The organism is Flavobacterium taihuense (genome assembly GCF_019351435.1).
Lineage (GTDB): Bacteria > Bacteroidota > Bacteroidia > Flavobacteriales > Flavobacteriaceae > Flavobacterium > Flavobacterium taihuense.
This window is the reverse complement of record NZ_JAHWYN010000002.1, coordinates 224,580-243,122: the sequence shown is the minus strand read 5'-3', so window position 1 is coordinate 243,122 and position 18,543 is coordinate 224,580. Positions and strand designations below refer to the sequence as shown.

Annotated in this window: 16 protein-coding genes; 3 read left to right on the top strand and 13 right to left on the bottom strand. The window is 33.7% G+C overall.

Annotation, left to right across the window (positions count from 1 at the left end):
- Window positions 1-13 precede the first annotated feature (13 nt).
- The 7 genes from KZH69_RS02660 to KZH69_RS02630 all read right to left on the bottom strand — a co-directional run bounded on the left by KZH69_RS02660 (window position 14) and on the right by KZH69_RS02630 (window position 5,437).
- A complete protein-coding gene (locus KZH69_RS02660; protein WP_219315916.1) occupies window positions 14-445 on the bottom strand; it encodes a hypothetical protein in 432 nt (143 codons plus the stop codon).
- A gap of 11 nt (window positions 446-456) precedes the next feature.
- A complete protein-coding gene (locus KZH69_RS02655; RefSeq protein ID WP_219315915.1) occupies window positions 457-861 on the bottom strand; it encodes a DUF3293 domain-containing protein in 405 nt (134 codons plus the stop codon).
- A 163-nt stretch (window positions 862-1,024) separates the two neighbouring features.
- Window positions 1,025-1,681: a P-loop NTPase family protein gene (locus tag KZH69_RS02650; RefSeq protein WP_219315914.1), complete on the bottom strand. Its 657-nt coding sequence runs from the start codon at window positions 1,679-1,681 to the stop codon at window positions 1,025-1,027.
- On the bottom strand, window positions 1,665-2,576 hold the full coding sequence (locus KZH69_RS02645; protein ID WP_219315913.1) for a transcriptional regulator: 912 nt from the start codon (window positions 2,574-2,576) through the stop codon (window positions 1,665-1,667). The genes KZH69_RS02650 and KZH69_RS02645 overlap by 17 nt, the downstream gene beginning before the upstream one ends.
- Window positions 2,577-2,640: 64 nt before the next feature.
- On the bottom strand, window positions 2,641-2,943 hold the full coding sequence (locus tag KZH69_RS02640) for a helix-turn-helix domain-containing protein (protein ID WP_219315912.1): 303 nt from the start codon (window positions 2,941-2,943) through the stop codon (window positions 2,641-2,643).
- A gap of 291 nt (window positions 2,944-3,234) precedes the next feature.
- On the bottom strand, window positions 3,235-4,074 hold the full coding sequence (locus KZH69_RS02635) for an RteC domain-containing protein (RefSeq protein ID WP_219315911.1): 840 nt from the start codon (window positions 4,072-4,074) through the stop codon (window positions 3,235-3,237).
- A 118-nt stretch (window positions 4,075-4,192) separates the two neighbouring features.
- Window positions 4,193-5,437: a site-specific integrase gene (locus KZH69_RS02630; protein ID WP_219315910.1), complete on the bottom strand. Its 1,245-nt coding sequence runs from the start codon at window positions 5,435-5,437 to the stop codon at window positions 4,193-4,195.
- 979 nt (window positions 5,438-6,416) lie between these two features.
- On the opposite strand from KZH69_RS02630, the gene KZH69_RS02625 reads away from it, so the two are divergent.
- The 3 genes from KZH69_RS02625 to KZH69_RS02615 are packed head-to-tail and all read left to right on the top strand — an operon-like array spanning window position 6,417 to window position 7,800.
- Window positions 6,417-7,172 (top strand): hypothetical protein, encoded by a 756-nt coding sequence (locus tag KZH69_RS02625; protein WP_219315909.1) that lies wholly within the window; start codon window positions 6,417-6,419, stop codon window positions 7,170-7,172.
- Window positions 7,173-7,568 carry a DUF5675 family protein gene (locus tag KZH69_RS02620; RefSeq protein WP_219315908.1) on the top strand — a complete coding sequence of 132 codons (396 nt, stop codon included), beginning with the start codon at window positions 7,173-7,175 and terminating at the stop codon, window positions 7,566-7,568.
- A gap of 13 nt (window positions 7,569-7,581) precedes the next feature.
- Window positions 7,582-7,800, top strand: coding sequence for a hypothetical protein (locus KZH69_RS02615; RefSeq protein ID WP_219315907.1), 219 nt, complete (start codon window positions 7,582-7,584; stop codon window positions 7,798-7,800).
- Window positions 7,801-8,042: 242 nt separating this feature from the next.
- Here KZH69_RS02615 and KZH69_RS02610 read toward each other — a convergent pair whose 3' ends face one another.
- The 6 genes from KZH69_RS02610 to KZH69_RS02585 form a co-directional block, all read right to left on the bottom strand.
- Window positions 8,043-8,222, bottom strand: coding sequence for a hypothetical protein (locus tag KZH69_RS02610; protein ID WP_219315906.1), 180 nt, complete (start codon window positions 8,220-8,222; stop codon window positions 8,043-8,045).
- Window positions 8,223-8,247: 25 nt separating this feature from the next.
- Entirely contained in the window at window positions 8,248-8,670 is a 423-nt protein-coding gene (locus KZH69_RS02605) for a DUF6943 family protein (protein ID WP_219315905.1), read from the bottom strand.
- A 1,109-nt stretch (window positions 8,671-9,779) separates the two neighbouring features.
- Window positions 9,780-10,679 (bottom strand): Abi family protein, encoded by a 900-nt coding sequence (locus tag KZH69_RS02600; RefSeq protein WP_219315904.1) that lies wholly within the window; start codon window positions 10,677-10,679, stop codon window positions 9,780-9,782.
- A 225-nt stretch (window positions 10,680-10,904) separates the two neighbouring features.
- Window positions 10,905-14,579 (bottom strand): YobI family P-loop NTPase, encoded by a 3,675-nt coding sequence (locus KZH69_RS02595; RefSeq protein ID WP_219315903.1) that lies wholly within the window; start codon window positions 14,577-14,579, stop codon window positions 10,905-10,907.
- 244 nt (window positions 14,580-14,823) lie between these two features.
- Window positions 14,824-16,689: a DUF8451 domain-containing protein gene (locus KZH69_RS02590; RefSeq protein WP_219315902.1), complete on the bottom strand. Its 1,866-nt coding sequence runs from the start codon at window positions 16,687-16,689 to the stop codon at window positions 14,824-14,826.
- 191 nt (window positions 16,690-16,880) lie between these two features.
- Window positions 16,881-18,488 carry a hypothetical protein gene (locus KZH69_RS02585; RefSeq protein ID WP_219315901.1) on the bottom strand — a complete coding sequence of 536 codons (1,608 nt, stop codon included), beginning with the start codon at window positions 18,486-18,488 and terminating at the stop codon, window positions 16,881-16,883.
- Window positions 18,489-18,543: the final 55 nt, after the last annotated feature.

Below are 18,543 nucleotides of genomic sequence, written 5' to 3'. Positions count from 1 at the left end.
TATTGGTTTAAGTTTAGAGAGTAATATTTGGATCAATATTTTCGGATTGTTCTAACATTATGGTTTTGTCAGGAAATACGATTACAACTCTGTTTTGTTGCAGTAAATGCATCAAAATTTCAATCAATCGAATAATAGCTTTTTTTAGCACTGTTTCCTCGGTTTGGAATTTTGGATATTGAATGAAGTCCAAGGAAACGGAGGACTCTTCCTGCCCCAAACAAACTATTTCACATAGTGTAATTTTAGTACTCAAAACAACATTAAACTCATCATTTACCTGTTTCTGAGCGGTCAATAGTGTCATCTTAAAATCACTGATTGTAATCAATTCATTCGAATAACCCTTCATCAATCCAATGGTTGCATTTGCAGAAAATGTTGAGGTCGTAATCGTATTATTTTTGTTTTTATCTCCTGAGAACTGAGTAAAAGATGTTTTCATAACGCTTTTATTTAAAAATTAGACTTTTGAGTATAAACTAGTAAAGCAGGTTTATTTCTTTCTCCACATACAAATGCTAATTGTCCATACTTCATTGCTAATTCATTGGCTTTTTCTTCTGTACAATTTTCTATAAAAAAACTATCTTCTTGCCATTTTTCATCTTCTGATATACCAACGCCTTTGTTATATTTTAAGTCCAAAGCCCTTATATCTTCCTCTAGTTCTAAATTTCTACGTTTATTTTCTACCTCAGAAAGGATTTTCGGCAATGGATTCCAAGCTGTGAGGAATACCCAAGAATTCAAATAATTTAATTCTGGTGTTATTTTATCGATTCTAACATCAATTATGGGTGTGCCCTGAATTCTAAAAGTGGTATTTAGAAAGGCTTTGTGTATATCTTCTTTATTCATAAATAGTTTAGTTTTTAATGAAATACTTAAATATTTTAGGACAATTTAGACGCAAAATATGATTAAATATAATGCTTCTTTTGCCATTAATAGCAAATAGGAGAAAAGGTAACCCATGCTAATGCCATTTAATTACACTACTTAATAAAATTGTAAATTGTATTTATCGCTTGTCTTTCGTTTCCCTATCAAATGCAACCAAATTAAACATCTGCCTTAACCTGGAACGCACCCGATTTCCGTAAGCATTTTCCAATTCGGAAGCCGACAAATTTGTGGTAATGTGCGTTACCGAATTATTTTCGATAAACTGTTCGTAGCGACTGATCAGAATTTCGGCCATCACGTTACAGTCGTTACCAAAGTGTTTGATTTGTTGTTCGGCTCCCAAGTCATCAAAACAATAACCGGTTAACCGCAGTTGCTGATTGGATTTTTCAGTGTATTGTTGCAATGTTTCAAAACCATATTTAGCAAATTCAAAAGATACAGAACGCGTGGTTTTAATTTTGTAGTCGTATTTGGCGTACAGGAATGGCTTGATTAAATGCATAATGGATGTTTTCCCGCATCCAATTGGTCCCGACAACAAAATGCCTTTATCCAAATCTATCCCGAGCTTACTTGCATTCTCTTTGTCCCTAATGGCATAAATCAATAAGCTGTAGATTGTCTTCCTATCGTCCTGGTGAATTTTAAAGGATTGACCATACAATTGTTTGCCTTGCCATTCGAGGTAAGCAAAGCATTTTTGAAGATCATAGATTTTTCTGTTATTTATGATGTCAAAGGTATTGCTGAGGCTATAAGGGTTCTGCATAATTTTTCGAATTTGAAACGTTGAGGTTTTTTGGACTAAGGCTGTTGCTTGAATTTGTCGAACTGAATTTTTGAGCGTTTAGCATCCAGTTCCGGGCACCGGCTTTCCAGTCTTTCATTTTGGATTTTCCACCCACAAGCCAACCGTTACTTTGGTAATAATTATAAAATTTTTCAGCTTCAATGGCGGTGTTTTGTTTTTCACTGAAAAATTCCAATACCGATTCCCAATCGGGCGGAATTTGTTCCGTACCTTTTTTTTCGCGCAATTTTTTTTTTGCAATTTCTTCCGGGCTATTATTTGGTTTTGGAATGTGATTTTCTAAAACTATTTTTTCTTCATTATTTTTTAAAAAATCATTAAAATCATTTTCATTTTTTTGTGCTTGTGCGTTTACAATGTTTGAAATGTTTGTATATGTTTTATTATGTTTATATATAATAGGTAACTTGTTTAGAGCTTGTTTAGGACTTGTTTGATGCTTGTTTAGAGCTTGTTCATCAACCTGATCAATAACCTGATCATCGAGTAGGTTATTATTTGGTGGGGTTGCATTCTTGCTTTTGAGTATTTTGATGTCCTTTTTAGGAATTGGTTTTGTATAAAAATCCAGTTTCATCACTTCGAGAGTTGAACCTTTGAATGGGTTAAAAGAAGGCATGTAGTTCACATAATTTTTTTCAGTCAACTCCTTGATGCATTTATGATAGGTGGCCGTCGAAGAAATTTTGCTAATCCGCATCAATTCGTCTCTGGAAATGCTAATAGGATTCTGAAAACGATTTTGATTCCAATGTTGGAAAATTGCCATATATAGGCTTATGTGCGTAGGGTTTAATTCAAAATCATTAGATGCTTTTTCGAAAAAACCCGTGAGGTGTTTGATATAGTTCATTTTTTTAAGTTTCTGAGTTACTAAGAATCTATGTGGCTAAGGTTTTCGATACACTGACATGGAGTTATTTTTCAAGCATTTTTTTGATATCGTCGTATTTATAGAAAATAATTCCTCCGATGCGTTTGTAATTGAGTGTTCCGTTGATGCGGAGATTTTGGAGAGTTCCCGGGGAGATTTTTAGCAGTTTTCGAACTTCGGAGGATTTTAACCATTGAGCAGGCTGTTCTTGTTGCCCCACCATTTCTTTGATTTCTGAAAGGATGACATTGCTGAAATTTAGCAGGTCTCGTTTCGTGATGGGTTGGTGGTTGAGCAGTTCTAAATTGTCCACTCCAGGGAATAGTTTTTTTGGGTGTAAGTTCATGTCTGAATGAGTTAATTGTTATGAGACAAATTAATTTCATTTGCTAGACATTTATACCCAAGGTGAACCCAAGTTGGGTGTTATTTCCCTGTAAATTGCATCAAATCCCTTTGTTTATACGAGTATTTTTTTCAAAACATGAAAAACTCCGTTTTGGCAAAATTGAAAAATTGGACGATTTTAGGTCAAAAATGATGTTTTTGGAGGTAAAACCCAATGTGACCCAAGCTTGGGTAATGAATTCTTACAAAATCAATGTTTGGTCAAAAAAAAACCTAGCAATTACTAGGCTTAATCAAACTCGTCATTGATTCTTTCATCTAAATTTTCGGAAAGCTTGTTTAAGAACTTGCCTTTTGAATCGGGTCTGTTTTTAATATCAGTAAAACATCGGTAGATGCTTTTGTCCAATTGTATATTACATGCTCTACTAAACTCTTCCGCAATTTCTATGATTTCGGCATCCCCATTGTTAAATATTTTTAGATAATAAAACGCATAAATCACTTCCACCATTTCGATTTTGGTACCCGTCCAAGTGAGTTTTGATTTTATGGAGGGATGTTTGATGTTGCTATTATTATTTATTTCATCAATTTTTTCTTCGAGATAAATCTCTAACATATCATTTGCTATGATACTGGCCACTTTCAAATCATGGGAAGTACAGAGTCTTTTGTCACAATTAATAAAAACTATATCCGAGTTGATTATCTGTTTATCCAGGTTTCGCACAAAATACAAATGATCATTGTAACTGCTACCGGAGCGGAAGTATTTGTAAAACTCCTTGTCTTTTTTTGAAAACTGATAACAGGTGTTAAGTTCTTTTTCGTAATGCCTTATTTTGAGCTTCTTGCTGTTGGAAGGCGCATTTGATTCGATGTCCAAAATCTTTTTGTAGAAAATAAACTTTGAGGTAATCTTAAATTTTAATTCCTTAAAAAAGTGAATTTCCTCTTCCTCAGAATTGAAGATATACTTTTTCAGCCATTTAAAAAGCTCTTTAAGTTTTAATTGGATATATTCAAGTGCTTCTTTTGCCTGACTAATAGGGTCGACAATTTCCCTTTTTATTTTTTCAATTTCCAATTCAAATTCACAAAAGAATGCATCGCAAAATATTTGCATATATAAGTTTTGGTTTACTAAAATTTTGAACGAAAATATAACATTACCATTATGTTAAATCTTACATCATAGTTAAAATTTTCAAAACAACATCCTAAACATTTCTTAATCAACTGATTTAATTGGTCTTCCCAAGCTTCGTCTGATTTGTGCTTTTGAATTTATTTTTAAGAATCATCATGTCTTCGCTTATTTTTTTGTCTAAAATCTTAGCGTAGTGTTGGGTGGTTTTTAGATTGGTATGTCCTAGCATCTTGCTTACCGTTTCTAACGGCACACCATTAGAAAGCGTGATAGTTGTCGCAAATGTATGACGGGCAATATGGAAAGTTAAATCCTTTTTGATTTTGCAGATTGTTGCAATTTCTTTCAGATAAGAGTTCATACGCTGATTGCTTAAAATTGGCAACAGTCTCTTTTGATTTACACACAAAGGATGGTTTTCATACTTTTTGACTATTTCCATTGCCATAGGCAAAAGCGGGATTTTGGAAGTTGTGTCCGTTTTTTGACGGTTCTTGAATATCCATTTGTCGCCGTCGATTCCGATTGCGATATTATCCTGGGACAACTGTTGCACATCGACATAGGCCAAGCCTGTAAAACAACTAAAAATAAAAATGTCGCGAACTACTTCCAATCGTTCTATACCGAAATCCTTATTGATAATTTCTTCGATTTCCTTTTCATCAAGAAATTCACGAATCACTTCTTTGACTTTGGATTTGTAATTGGCAAATGGGTCTCTATTGAGCCATCCATTGGCTAAACATTGGTTGATGATCTTATGGAAGTTCTTTATGTATTTTACTGCGGTATTATTGGCGCATTTGCGCTCACTTCGCAAATAGAATTCATATTCCGTTATAAAAGCGTGGTCTATTTTTTCGATGGCTATGTCACTTGTATTGTATTTCCAGGAAAGAAAATCTTTAGTGTGCTTGAGAGAGGTTGCATATCGTTCCAATGTTCCCGGCGCATATTCTTGACCGACCAATTCTTTCATCTTACGATTGTGTTCTTCGAAAATGGGCATAAGGAGTCGTTGACGTGCCTTTTTGCCTTGGTATTCGTTTTTGAAGCTTTCTAATGTAATTTCAACCTCACTCATGAAGAGTTTCTTTTCCGTTTCATAAACTTTTGCTCTCATTATTTCAAGCCGACCATTTGTTAAACGGGCTTCCTCAGTGTTGCCTTTCATTTTGGAGGCTTCAGATGACCATTTGACTTCTTCAATATAAAGTCCGGTGCTGATATCAAAGCGTTGTCCATCGATGGTTATACGTTGATAAATTGGCATTTGCCCCTGGGCATTGACTTTGGATTTTCTTAGATAGAAAAGGACTGTGATTCTTGCTTTCATTTTGGTAACCTTTAAGTTGATAATTAATTTACAATAATCGTCAACACAAGACAAGATGTTCATTATGTGAACAGCTTATTTTACTGGGGTTAAGCCAAAATTCGGTGCACCGGCTTTTCTCATTTTGAAAGTGCACCGATTGTGCACCTATTTTTTGAGAAATCATGAATAATTTGGTTATCCGGTGAAAAGAAAAAACCCCTTAAACATTGAGTTTAAAGGGTTTTGATTCATTTTGATATTTACTCTGGCAGAGAGGAAGGGATTTGTCAACTACAAAAGCCACCAATAAAATCAATACTTTACAAAGTATATTTTTTAAGTGACACCTCAACCGACACCTCTTTATTAGGATACAATTATTTTTAAATTCAAAGTAGTCAAATATAAGGATAATTACTTGAATAATAAAGCATCAAGACTAAAAGATGAACTAGTTATTTTATAATATACCTAACCACGATGGTTTAAAATAAGAATAATGTTGTATTCTTATTTTAACCAAAAATCAAGTGAGCGACTTGTTCATATTTTAATCCTGCATACAAACAAAACTCATCTATAGTTAAGAACTCATTTTCGAGTTTGTTGAGGTCAGTTTTAACTTTTTGCATTAATCGGGTACTTTGGCGATAACTCTTTCCGGTTATACACTGTATGTCTTTCGGATAGATGCAAACTCTCTGTTGTTTAATTTTCATACACTATCTATATCTTTGACTAGCCTTTGATTAGCTTAAACCTAACAGTTTAAGACAAAGCAAAAGTAAGATTTTTTACAATATAACTAACCCCGATTTATAATGCTTTTATATAGGCATATATGTCAATTTAAGCCATTTGTGCCACTTTGAGACATCTGGAACTATCCTTGCTTTTTTATTCTGTTTAATTGGTTAAAATTTGTTTCGAAATAAATCGGAAGACGTTGCAACAGAAAGATGATTTAGGCAATTCATTAATCTAAATTTTAGGAATTATGGCAAGACAGAAAGGTATAATTAAATTGAAAGGTACTATCGGGGATATTACTTTTTACAAAACCAAAGACGGCCATTTGGCCAGAGAAAAAGGTGGCATCGATGCGAGCAGAATTGCGAGCGATCCAGCGTTCCAAAGAACGCGTGAGAATGGCTCCGAATTTGGCAGAGCTGGTAAGGCGGGGAAAACTTTGAGAACGGCATTGAGAACGTTGCTTTTGAATTCTGCCGATGGTAGAATGGTCAGCCGATTGACCCAAACCATGGTCAAAGTGATCCAAGCGGATTTGACGAATGAGCGTGGTTTGCGTAACGTGATTGATGGTGAAGCGGAATTGCTTGCAGGTTTTGATTTCAATATCAGAGGCAAACTCGGAACTACGTTATTTGCTCCTTTTGTGGGAACAATTGATAGAGTTGCCGGTGAAATTTCCGTTGATTTGGTATCGTTTGTTCCTGCCAATATGATTGCAGCTCCGGGCGGAACAACCCATTTTAAAATCAGCTCGGCGGGTGCTGAAATTGATTTTGAGGCAGAAACTTTTGTTGTTTCCAGTTCTGAAACTGGGATTCTTCCATGGGATTCGGCTCCAACGGTTGCCATTAACCAGTTGAATGCGGTGACACCAAACAGTGTAAGTCCGTTGTTCTTGGCTTTAGGGGTTGAGTTTTACCAAGAGGTAAACGGCAGAATGTATCCGTTGAAAAACGGAGCGTACAACCCATTGTCATTGGTTCAGGTAAGCGGATTGTAGATGGTTTTAGTACTATCCAGAACTTATTTCCCCGATGGAACGAATGGTAAACTCGAATGCGAGGGCAAATTCATCTGTAACACCATTGAATTACCTTGGAAAAACAACGAAACGAAAGTTTCCTGCATTCCGGAAGGGAAATATTTTATAAAAAAGCGATACAGCAAGAAATTTCAATGGCATTTGGAAATAATTAATGTAAAAAACAGAAGCTTAATTCTGTTTCACCCAGCCAATAATGCTTTACAAGAATTGAACGGTTGTATTGCTCCAGTAACCAAACTTTCAGGACCGGGTTTGGGTCTGATGTCTCGAAAAGCTTTTGCCAAATTAAAAGAATTGGTTTATAAAGCTTTGGATAAAGAAGAAAGTGTAGAATTGATTGTTAAATCTTAAATTCATTAATTTTATGAATGCAATAAAAAGAGCGAAAGCTCCAACTCCAAAATTTTTCAAGGTGCTTCGAAATATTGGTTTGGCATTGGCCGCCGTTGGTGGAACTGTTTTAGCTGCGCCAATTGCTTTGCCCGTTATTGTTACATCAGTAGCAGGCTATTTGGCAGTTGCTGGAGGTGTTATTTCGGCAGTTAGCCAATTGACAACTGAAAAAGCCAATGGAACACAGTAATTCGACTGTAATAGGTACCGCTGGAGGTACATTTTTGAGTGTTTTACCGAATTTACATTCGGAAGATCTCCTGAAAACTATAATTCTTGCCACACTTGGCGCAATTGTCAGTTTTACAATATCTATGATACTCAAAATTTTCATTAAGAAGCACAAAAAATAGTTTAATTCGAGTTGTGGTAACCTTAGAATTAAACCAATAGATGCCCTTTCCCAATGGATTGGGCATTTTTTTTCTAAAATTAATTTTCTTCAAATAGGTTCAAAGTAATTTCTTCAATTACTACCACAGCACAACTGCAATATAAACCATTGTATTTTACACTGTCAATTGCCTTGTTTCTGCTGTCGAATACTCCAAAACATACTCTTGATGCTTTGGATTTCCAATTGTCGGTTTGGTACAAAATAAATAAGGTCATAGATATTAGTTTTAAGTGTTTAAAATTATTTCTTGCAGTAACGATGTAAAATAACCTTTCTCATTTCGTTAATAAGGATAATATTTTGGTGTAATTGATCTTCTTTTTGTTCCAATAACCTCAACGCCAGAACTTGTTTTTTATGAAGCTCATGTTCCTGCATCAGTTCATCGGCTTTAGCCGAAAAGTCTTTTTTGAAATCATGGATACGCAAAAACGGAATTACGGATCCGCAAAGGGATTGGTGCCAAAATTTAGACTTCCATAAGCTATATGCCAACCAGTACACTGTTTCTGCATCTTCTTCATTTGGAAATTGAATCACAAAACTGTTTGTGAATGGTTCTTTTTGGGGTTTACCACTATTTATTCCTTTATTGAGAATAAAGATTCGGTTTCCTTTGTAAACAGTGTCTTTTTGGTGGGTTTTGATAATAAAATTCAGCATGGTTTCGGAATTTAAAAGTTAGTTTTTCTTCTATTTTCCGCTTTTAGAAATGCCGAATCTGTCGAAACCGCCTTTCTAAAATTTTCTCAAAAAAGAAAAAGAAAAAAAGAAAGTCGTCGCTTAAGTGGAGGTTTTTAAAAAATCTAGTTTTTTAGAAAAAATACTACCCGAACCGATTACTATTATGGATTGCACATTTTAGTTTGAGGGTGGAGATTTTATCTAAAACCCAGAGGGCTTGAACTTGTATTTTTTATAAAACCGGAACTTATCTTTACTTTCTTTTTTTTATTTTTTTTTCGAAGACTGATGTTGTTGTTTAGCTCTTTTCGGGGGAGTTCTTATGGAAATGGCAATCAAACACCCCCAAGCACCGCAGAAAATAATGATTGAAGCGATAGCGGAAATTATTATTTGTCGAGGAGCGCAGTGGCGGGGTTGCGGCAATCGAACAGCCACCCTAGACCGGGAATGAAGCGTAGTCCCGCTTTTTCTGCGGGACGAAGTGGAGAGAAGGGATAGGAGCGTGAAACGGCGGGGAAAAAATATAAATCAGCGGTAGCGTTCCTTATTCAAATGCAAAGTGCCCTTCGACTGCGCTCAGGGAACAGTTGTATAAAGCCGATTTCTATCTTATAAACAATAATCTGATTAATGCCGTAAAGCGCAGGAGAAGGAAGCGGAGCAAACCCCGATGGCTGTGCGAAGGAGCAACCGCTGAAAAAACTAGGGGCGACAGACATAATACTGCTGAATATAATGGAGCGGAGCCTGCGGAGAGAAATGGAATGAAGCTGTATTGTGGATGTGATAGCCCCGCCGAACGCAGGAAGAGAGCGTGTGGAGATGAGGGCGAGGAAGCATAGTGGTGGCCTGCCCTTTATCAGGGCTGGCCGACGCTATGCTGACGAGCGGACTGTGGAATGGAGGGAGGAGGCTTTTTCTACCGACGACCGACTGGAACAGCCGAACGGAACAAAGCGAACGACCGGAGAGAGACCGATTGTTTGCCCGTGATGTTTAACGTGATGGTGTTATGGCATTCTACATTCCATTAAATTTGGAATTGAAGAATAAACGACTATTTTATGTACTGATTGAGGTATTCTCTATTGTACCCATATTGGTTGCGTTCGCCAATTTTCCGGGAAGCCCATTTTGTGTACTGGAACGTTTGGATACTCATCTAATAAACTATAGAACTTACCTTTGATAGAACTATTTGGACTAACATTTTCTAATGTGTAAAGTACTAGTGAAAATAAAGGAAATAATTTAGCTCTTTGATTTTCGTCTGGAATATAAGTGATAGGATTATTTTTTAAATTTTTTGGCCACAAATATTTAATTGTAATATTATTATTCCATAACCTGGAATGATGTGCTATTACATTTCTTATTACTGTAGTTGCTTCTAGAAAACTTGAAAAATCGCTGTGAGAATTAAACCCAAATTGTAAAGCAATTGTGGATTTTTCTGGCAATTGATGGTTTAGATTTTTATATATCTTAGATAATGAACCCATTGATGCGACCTCCAATGCTTTCCATGCTTCGGGTAATTCATTTTTGTGCTTACTTTTATGCTCTATTATAAATTGTTCTTTACTTCTTATAATTTCATTACTTAAATGACCGACTATTGACATTTGATTTATTCCGTCTGTAAAAATGGAATAATCTAAATACCATAATGGGCCATAAGTAAGTGATAAATGATAAATCAATTTTGTTCTCAAAGCCACTTCAATCCTTTCTATTGCATCAAACATCAGTAGACGTAAATGTCTGTCGAAATTATATAAATCTATAACTTCTTCAAAGTAGCTTTTATCGTTAAATTTGTGTTCTACTTTATTAGATTGCATTTCCCACCAATATCCTTTTAAACGATAATAACTAATGTTTTCAAGGAAATGAGGCACTAATTCTTCATTACGAAATAATAAACCTCTTTGTCTTAATAATTCAATTTGTTCCGTTACAGTTTTTGGATCTTTGTTAGCCATGTAGTTATAAAAAAAAAGACCAGAAGGCTGTTCTTACGGGAAGCGCTACTGGTACGATTGGGACAAATATATACAGAAGCATATTATTACGCAAACTTTTTAACAATTAATCGTATTTATCAACAATGCCATAGTGGCAAAACTCATTCATATCTCTTTAAAAAATAGGGTTTTGTTAAAACAAAAAAAAATCCGAAGTCGTGAGACTTCGGAAATATAGTTCAATTATATTTTAGATACTTTTTTTGAGCTTGTTTGAATAAATCTATTATTATCTACAATTTCAGAATTTCTAATGAAAACACCTCTCATTTTAGTGACAAAATCAAGATTATAACTATTATTATTAAATTGAGGCCTCTTTCCTTTTGTTATTTTTGAGTACGGTTCACCAAGTAATTCAATGATATTTTCTAATTCAGATTCGTCATAATCGATATAGTATAAATTAAATAACTTTACTTTGTCTTCGATCGATTGGCTTTGTGTAAGTAACACTTTTAACAACTCTATGCTTACTTGTGTTTTCGGGTTTTGCGACAATAAATGACTAACTTTTCTAGCAATGCTTTGATTTGCCATAAGTATGGACTCTGGAGTGTTATCTATTATCTCCATTTTTTGTTTAGAATCAAATATTTCAGAATCGATTAATTTTATAATAATCGAAGAGTCTAAAGTATAATCTCCGACACTATTTATGAATTCATCCTTATTCTTTTCTAGTAATGAAATAAGTAGCTCGGGGAAGCTTTCGCTGATTGATTTGCAAACTGTTTTGTTTAAACGAACTGTTCTGTTTTGGATCAACAATTTCATTTTATCATTAGAGATCGTCTTAAATTTTTCTATTCCCTCGTAGAAATATGGCGATGACGAAATTAATTTTGCAAAACTTTCTGTTTTCAAATCACTCGTAAATAATGCAATAAGGAAATCTTTAACAAAAGGAGAGTTTTCTTCATCAAAATTTTTATTTATTTTGGTTTTGCTTAATTTATCATAATGTTTTTCATTATTCAAATAATCCTTTAAAGTGACATCATATTCTTTTTTTTCTTTATAGTAATACAACAAATTTTCCCAAGTAACAGCAATTTTATCGTCTTGCAATAATTCAGTCCATAAGTTGATTTCATTAATTTTAGAAATATCTCGTATTGTAGTCTGATTTTTATTAATGATTTCAATTAATAATTCTAGTTCTAAAACCTCATAATTATCATTCAGTAAATCAATAATAACTTCTTCAGATTCGTTACAATTGTTTTCTAATTTCAAGAAAATCGTTTTAATGTAAAATTCAATATTTAAGTTGACATATTGAATTAATTTTGAGGCGCCCGAATTTTTTATTGTTGTATAATTGGCTGTTTTTAATAATTCGAAATCAATTGCATTTTTCGCATATCGATTTAAAAACAATTCGATCATTTTATCATTTATCTGATAATAACTATTGTTATAAATGAAGTCAGATAGTTCTTTATTAGAAATTTCGGTTAGGTTTTCAAACTTGATACTGACAGTAGAAATAAATTCCATCAATTTACTTTTATTGCCCTCAAAATAAGTTATATCTTCTAATTTCGATAGAAATATTGGTGTTAGTTGCTCTACATCAAATCGATTGATGAATTCAGCCACTTTTTTATTGTCTGCACAAGAAAACATTAAATTCAGATAAAATTTTAGTTTTTCAAGAGTAAACACAGGTGAAATTTCAGACCAAAAACCTGATTCACTGTATGTATTCCATTGAGAGTTTAGTTCTATTATAAAATCTCTTATGTTTTTTTCTTCTGTATAATTAATATAGTCATCAATGAATTGATGTGGAGCATTAATAATTAATAATTTTAAAACTCTTTGCAATTCACTATTAGTCTTTTTGAGCCTGTTTTTTATCAGATAATCTAACAGCGAAAAATTTAGAATTTGCACTCTGTCAAAATAATCGGGAATGTCTTTTAATTTTAAAAATAGACCATCTAACTCCTCTAATTTATGGCTAAAAGGCAAAACACTACCATTGGTAAAACATAATAAAAAGTCATAATCATTTTTACTAATACTTCCAGCATAGAAGTGCGAAATATAATGTAAATAACTTTCATCAAGATGACCATATCTTAATAGATAATTAACCAGATTTTGATTCTGTAGAGGATCCGTTGTTATTATTCCAGAAAAATAATCCATAGAATTATATTCTTTAATAAGTTGGGATAAATTCTTAGACTTAATAGATTGTTTCTCAGTTTTGAAATATTCAATTTTTAATTTTATTTCATTTAAATAGCTTGATTTTTTATTCTTAATAACCTCTAATCTAGACCCATAATCCCCAATAACATCTTCTAATTGTTTAAATGAAATTCCGTGGTTTGTAACATTTGCATAATTGTAATAGAATTTAATATTAGTACTTTTAGAAAATTCCTCAAAATTAGAATCCGTTGTTACTTTATCTGCAGAACAAGATGAATTATTGATGTAAAAACTATGAATTTGTTGTGTCGGGGAAACTTTTTTGTAAAACTCTAGGATATACAAATTTCTTAATTCTTTTACATTTTCCAGATTTTCAGCATTAATTTTTTCCAGTTCAATTTGTAAAGCATCTCTTTGCTTGTCAAAAGCGTTAATTATATCTTTTATCAAATCATATGATTTAGTAAAAGCACAGTAAACATATCCTTTTTGTTTGTTTAAGCTGTCAAAATCTGTCGGCTCAATATTTTTGTAAATCATCATTGCCAAAAGTTTTCTATTGTCTAAATCTTTGCCAATGATTTTTTTATAGATTTTATATTCATTGACAATAGAAATCAATGTTCTTTTGTCCGTTAAATAAAGTGACACTTCGTCTATAAATGACTTTTCAATTTTGTCTGCTTTAATGTCAATTTTGTTTAATAATTCCGTCCCAGAATTACTGTAATTTATAACGGGGATTACCGGAATAATAAAATCAAAGAATTTGGTTCTTTCATCTTTTTTAAAAGTATCATCTTGAACGGCATAAACAAAAGTTACTTTTCTATCTTTTTTTATAGGCTCATAATTATTTATCAAAAAATTTATTTCACGCAGTTTGATAAAAATATTCGAATTTCCAAATCGATCCAAATCTTCTAAAAACACAACATCAATATTATTTCTCTCAAAGAAATACAGAATTTCATCTATTTCATTTTCAAAATCTTTACTTTTTTTAGTATCCCCATTTTCAATTTCTGCGCTCTGAAAACTAAGTTTTGTCAATTTAAAGTTCAAAACAAATCCCATCACTTTATACAGCAAAAATGCAACACCGCCAATCAAATAGAGGAAATAAACTATTGTTGCTGGCTTACTATAAAAATCCACATTAAAAATCTCAATAAGCTTATTCAGAGATTTTATTTCTAAATAATGTACGAGTGAAGTTATCCATAAAAGAAAAGCAAACGCTTTCCAACCAATATATTTGTGATTTTCAATACGTTTAAATCTTGATTCGGGTATTTTGTTTTGTTCGACCTTATAAAACAACTGTTTTAGAATGCAAAATTCAATTTCTTTATCGTTGTGAACATTCTCATCGAATGTCGCTAATGAAATATTTAAACATTTATACTGAGGATATTTATACTCAAAAGTTTTTATAATAGAGCTTTTTCCGGAACCATAAGCACCTGACAGAGCAACGTTTTTGATATTTGGATTGTCAATAGAATACTTTAAACTTTCGCTGTATTTATCTTGATTTCCTCGAAGTCTTTTAGGGGCAAAGTCTTGCAAACCTTGCTTGTTATCAAATTTATGGGTCCCATTAAGTTTTCTAAGGCATGTGGTTAATAAATGAATGATACAGAAGAGCCATTCTCTTATTTTTTGCAGTAACTTTCTTTTCATATTCTTTTATAATTTTGGAAAACTTGTTTATATACTTACACAAAGAATGTGTTTAAAAGATTTACTAAAAAGTGTTGGATGTACGACATCTTTACTCTTCATTCTAAAAACTATCTTTCATCCAGGAGATGATAACTTAAGACATAAGAAAAGTTTAGCTAGCAACTCCCTAAATCGCTTCTAACTATTTTCTCAATAAGTATTGCAGTCCAATAAATACTTTTAACTAGTGCACTAAGCTATTTTATTCTGCTTTTTCGTCCGTTCTTACAATTGTTATATAAGCCTGATTGGGATGATTAATCATATCTGGAATGGTATAATTTAATTTTTTTTCATCCAATAACGGCTTTAAAAATTCCCTAAAAATATACTTTTCCGTTTTTCCCAATATCTGCGCAATTACTTTGCCTTTCATAGGTTTATGCGAACATAATTGCAAAATAATATTTGCTATTCTTTCCTTATCATTAGTTCTTTTGCCTAATGACTCTATCAGCTGTTTGAGTTCATCAGGAATATCATCTTCAACAGGTAGTGCACTAAGCTCGAGAGGTGGTGCACTAAGGTCAGGAGGTAGTGCACTAAGGATTTCTTCTTCGTTGGAAATATAGGATTTCAAAAGTTCCGAAGTGGTGTAATATGTGAATTTACTTTTGCCTTTCTGATTCAATAAATCCAGTTCCCTTAATTTTCTTAAATCGGCATTTGCAGTAAGAATATCAGAACCATTGATTTGTCGGGCAGTTGAATTATCAATTGCATTTACTTCACGAACGAAAATCAAAATTCGTTTTTGATTGTCATTCAAATCGAAATTACTGAAGCCATTTAACCAATGAATATCTTCTTCATTTAGCAGGTGGTGCAATAAGAGCCTTACCATAAAAGTGTTGTTTTCTCTACTGCTTTCAAAAGTAGGAGGCATCATATCGACTTTTTCCATCAAGCTTCTCATAGTACGAATACCACTCCCTTTGGTTTCCGCCAAGTTGGTTTCGTGGAAAATTGCGGATATAAAAGGGTTTCTGTTTACAGAACCCGGTTCGCCCAATTGGTCTTCGGTTTTTAATGAAAACCCCGGATTTATAATCTCAATTCTGTTTGGGTATCGAATAATCTGTATGGGGCTGTTTTCCCTGTACGAACGATGGATTAACGCATTCACCACAGCTTCACGCAAAACACGCATTGGCAACCCGATATTTTTGGCTTGAATATTATTGTCGTTTAACACAAATCCTTTGGGCAAATCATCTGAAATTGTTGAAATAATACGTTGCACTAATTCCAAAAGGGAACCTCTCATATCGAGTGTTGCATCAAAACGTTTGTCTGCGTCTTCAATCCATTTGTTGGTGCTTACACGAATGTAATCGACTCTTACCATAGGCAACAATCTACGGAGCGCCATTCTGGATCCAAAGCATAATAATCCGGTGTAAGTAACCTGAAAGATTCCGTTGCTTTTTCGGATTGCGTTTAACGCTTTCAACAAATCATTATCATCATAGGTAAGTTCCTCCGCAGAAGGATTGACATTTTTTCTGAATCGTCTGTAAAGGGAAATCGCTTCCTCCGACAAATCATCCAAATCGGCGTCTTTAATGATGGACTTGTCCAAGGTTTCATTTCCTTGGTAAAAAATCACCAAATCATCTTCTGTGCATTTATGGTCTGCAGAACCAATACGGCGATAGGCTCCTTGTGGCAAGCCTTTGTGTTTAAGAAACAGTGGTTTTTGTTCAGGACTTAGTTCGGGAACAAAAACTACGATCGCATATTTATCTGCAGTCGTTTTTTCAACTGTGATTTGAGGTCGAATAGGAATATTAAAGTTCTCGGCACACTGATTGGCCAAATCGGCCTGTATTTTATCAAGGTTTTCTTGAGGGATTCCGGAAACAATATAGCTTGGAAACAAACTTGTCACCTCATCTTCTCTTTCAACGCCTAATAGTAAATAACCACCGCCAAGACCTGGTTCGTTGCTAAAAGCACAAACGGTTTCCAGTATTGATTTACCTATTTCGGAAGCGCGTTTGGCTTCCAAATCGGTGCATTCATCCGATAAGTTTAATCGTTCTACTAATTCTTTTAAGTTTTCCATTCTCTATGCTGTATGCTTATTTCTTAATTTTAAATTTCCTGTTAACAAAAATACTATACTTTGCATTGCTTTTATATGATTGTTGGTAGTTTTCGAGCATTTCTCAGTAACTCAATTTTGCCTATAGTACAGATAGAATCCTCAATTTTTATTGAACGAGCTATGATAAATTATTCATAAACCATTCCTCATTAATCCCATTCTTTATAAGATCCGATTTTAACAATTTCTTTTCCTGTTCGGCATCTTTCGAGAGTTGCTTGTACATCGTTATAATCATCAAGTACTCCCCGTAATTCAAGTATGGTTTTAATTCTTTCGGACAGTTCGTCATTTGGCTGTACATCTCTATTGTTAACTCTTTCAACAACTTGTTCGTGTTTCCTTTCAAATTCGCTTCGTATTCTCTCCTCAATTGTGAATTTTGTGAATTCTCCATTTGTTCCTTCATCAGGTTGAAACTTTTTTCTAAGGCTTTCAAATCCTTCACGTTCTTGTCTTTCAAGGTCTGCAAATTCTTGTTCAAGGTCTCTTTCTTCATCTTCAATTCGTAATTTTTCTCCATCAAAATTCTCTTCGAATCTTGATTCTGATTGGATTTCATCGACAATATGCCCTTGTTCTCGCTTAATTCTGCTGAGCTCACTGTCAATTCTTGCTTCTTCTGATTCAAATTCTCTTCTAATGTCTTCTTCAGATTTTCCAATTCGGTGTCTAAGCTCAATCTCCCTGTCAGTATCAGCTTGTTCATCTGTAATTTCTTGTCTGCGCTTAAAATATCGTTTTTCCAGGTCAAGACCGTTTTCTTCAAGCTTTCCTCTTCTTGATTCAAGTTCTTCTCTTCTTGATTCAAGTTCTGAATGTATTTCTCTTTCAATTCCTGCTTGTATTTCGTCCAATCTTGATTGATGCTTTCTTGTAGCTTCCTCAATTCTTGATATCTCAGATTCAAGTTTTCGTTCAACACTTCTGTAGTGTTGCGATCCCACACACTTTTTAAGTCCTCGTATAAGATTCCTAATTTGGTTCTCTCGACAGACGAAAGATTCTCTGAAAAATCCCATTTCGATTGTGTCAATCGGTAATATTCTCTCTGAAGCTCTATTGGGAAGTTGAAAGTAGTTTGTGTTTTGTTCGACATTGTTGAAAACCCATTTAGTGTTTTTTGTTATTAATAAGTTCTTTGCAATATTTTCCGGAGAATCTTTTGGTATGGTTATTTGAATAGTATTAATTCCCAGTCGATTAATTTTTGCTTTTTTATCATCATCCAACTTATGTGTGACAACAATTTCAATAAGGAGAATTGGTTTTCCATGAATATCAAAAAATGTCACATCGGGTCTGATCAATAAATTTTTATTTTCTATTTCCGGATTTTTACCCCACTGAACCTTTCCATTATCATCTTCATAAAATGTAAGTTCCGCTCTAACTGAGTGGGCTTCCACGAATTTTGTTTCTTCGAGCAATATTGCTTCTGAACCATCCGGTGCATATTTATAGAGATTAGGCACTTTAATTCTTTTCGTTCTTTGCAAAATATCTATTGCAAGTCTATGTCTGTAATCTTGATTACTGAATGTACACTTCCTCTCAATATCTTTATCTTTAGCAATATGCCTAAAATAGGACTTATGGTGAATATTCTTGATTCTCTTGACAGCTTCCATTTCTGTATCACAGCCCATACACCAATAGCCTTTACGACCGCTTTCGGCTTCAAGGATGTATATAGGTTCTCCTTTTACGTTTTTGGCGTATTCGTTTTGTTCTTTTTGAATCGAGCTATTATCCATCGATTAGTTCATTTTTTAGCTTCTTTGGAAATCTAAAGTTGATATCAGTTATTTA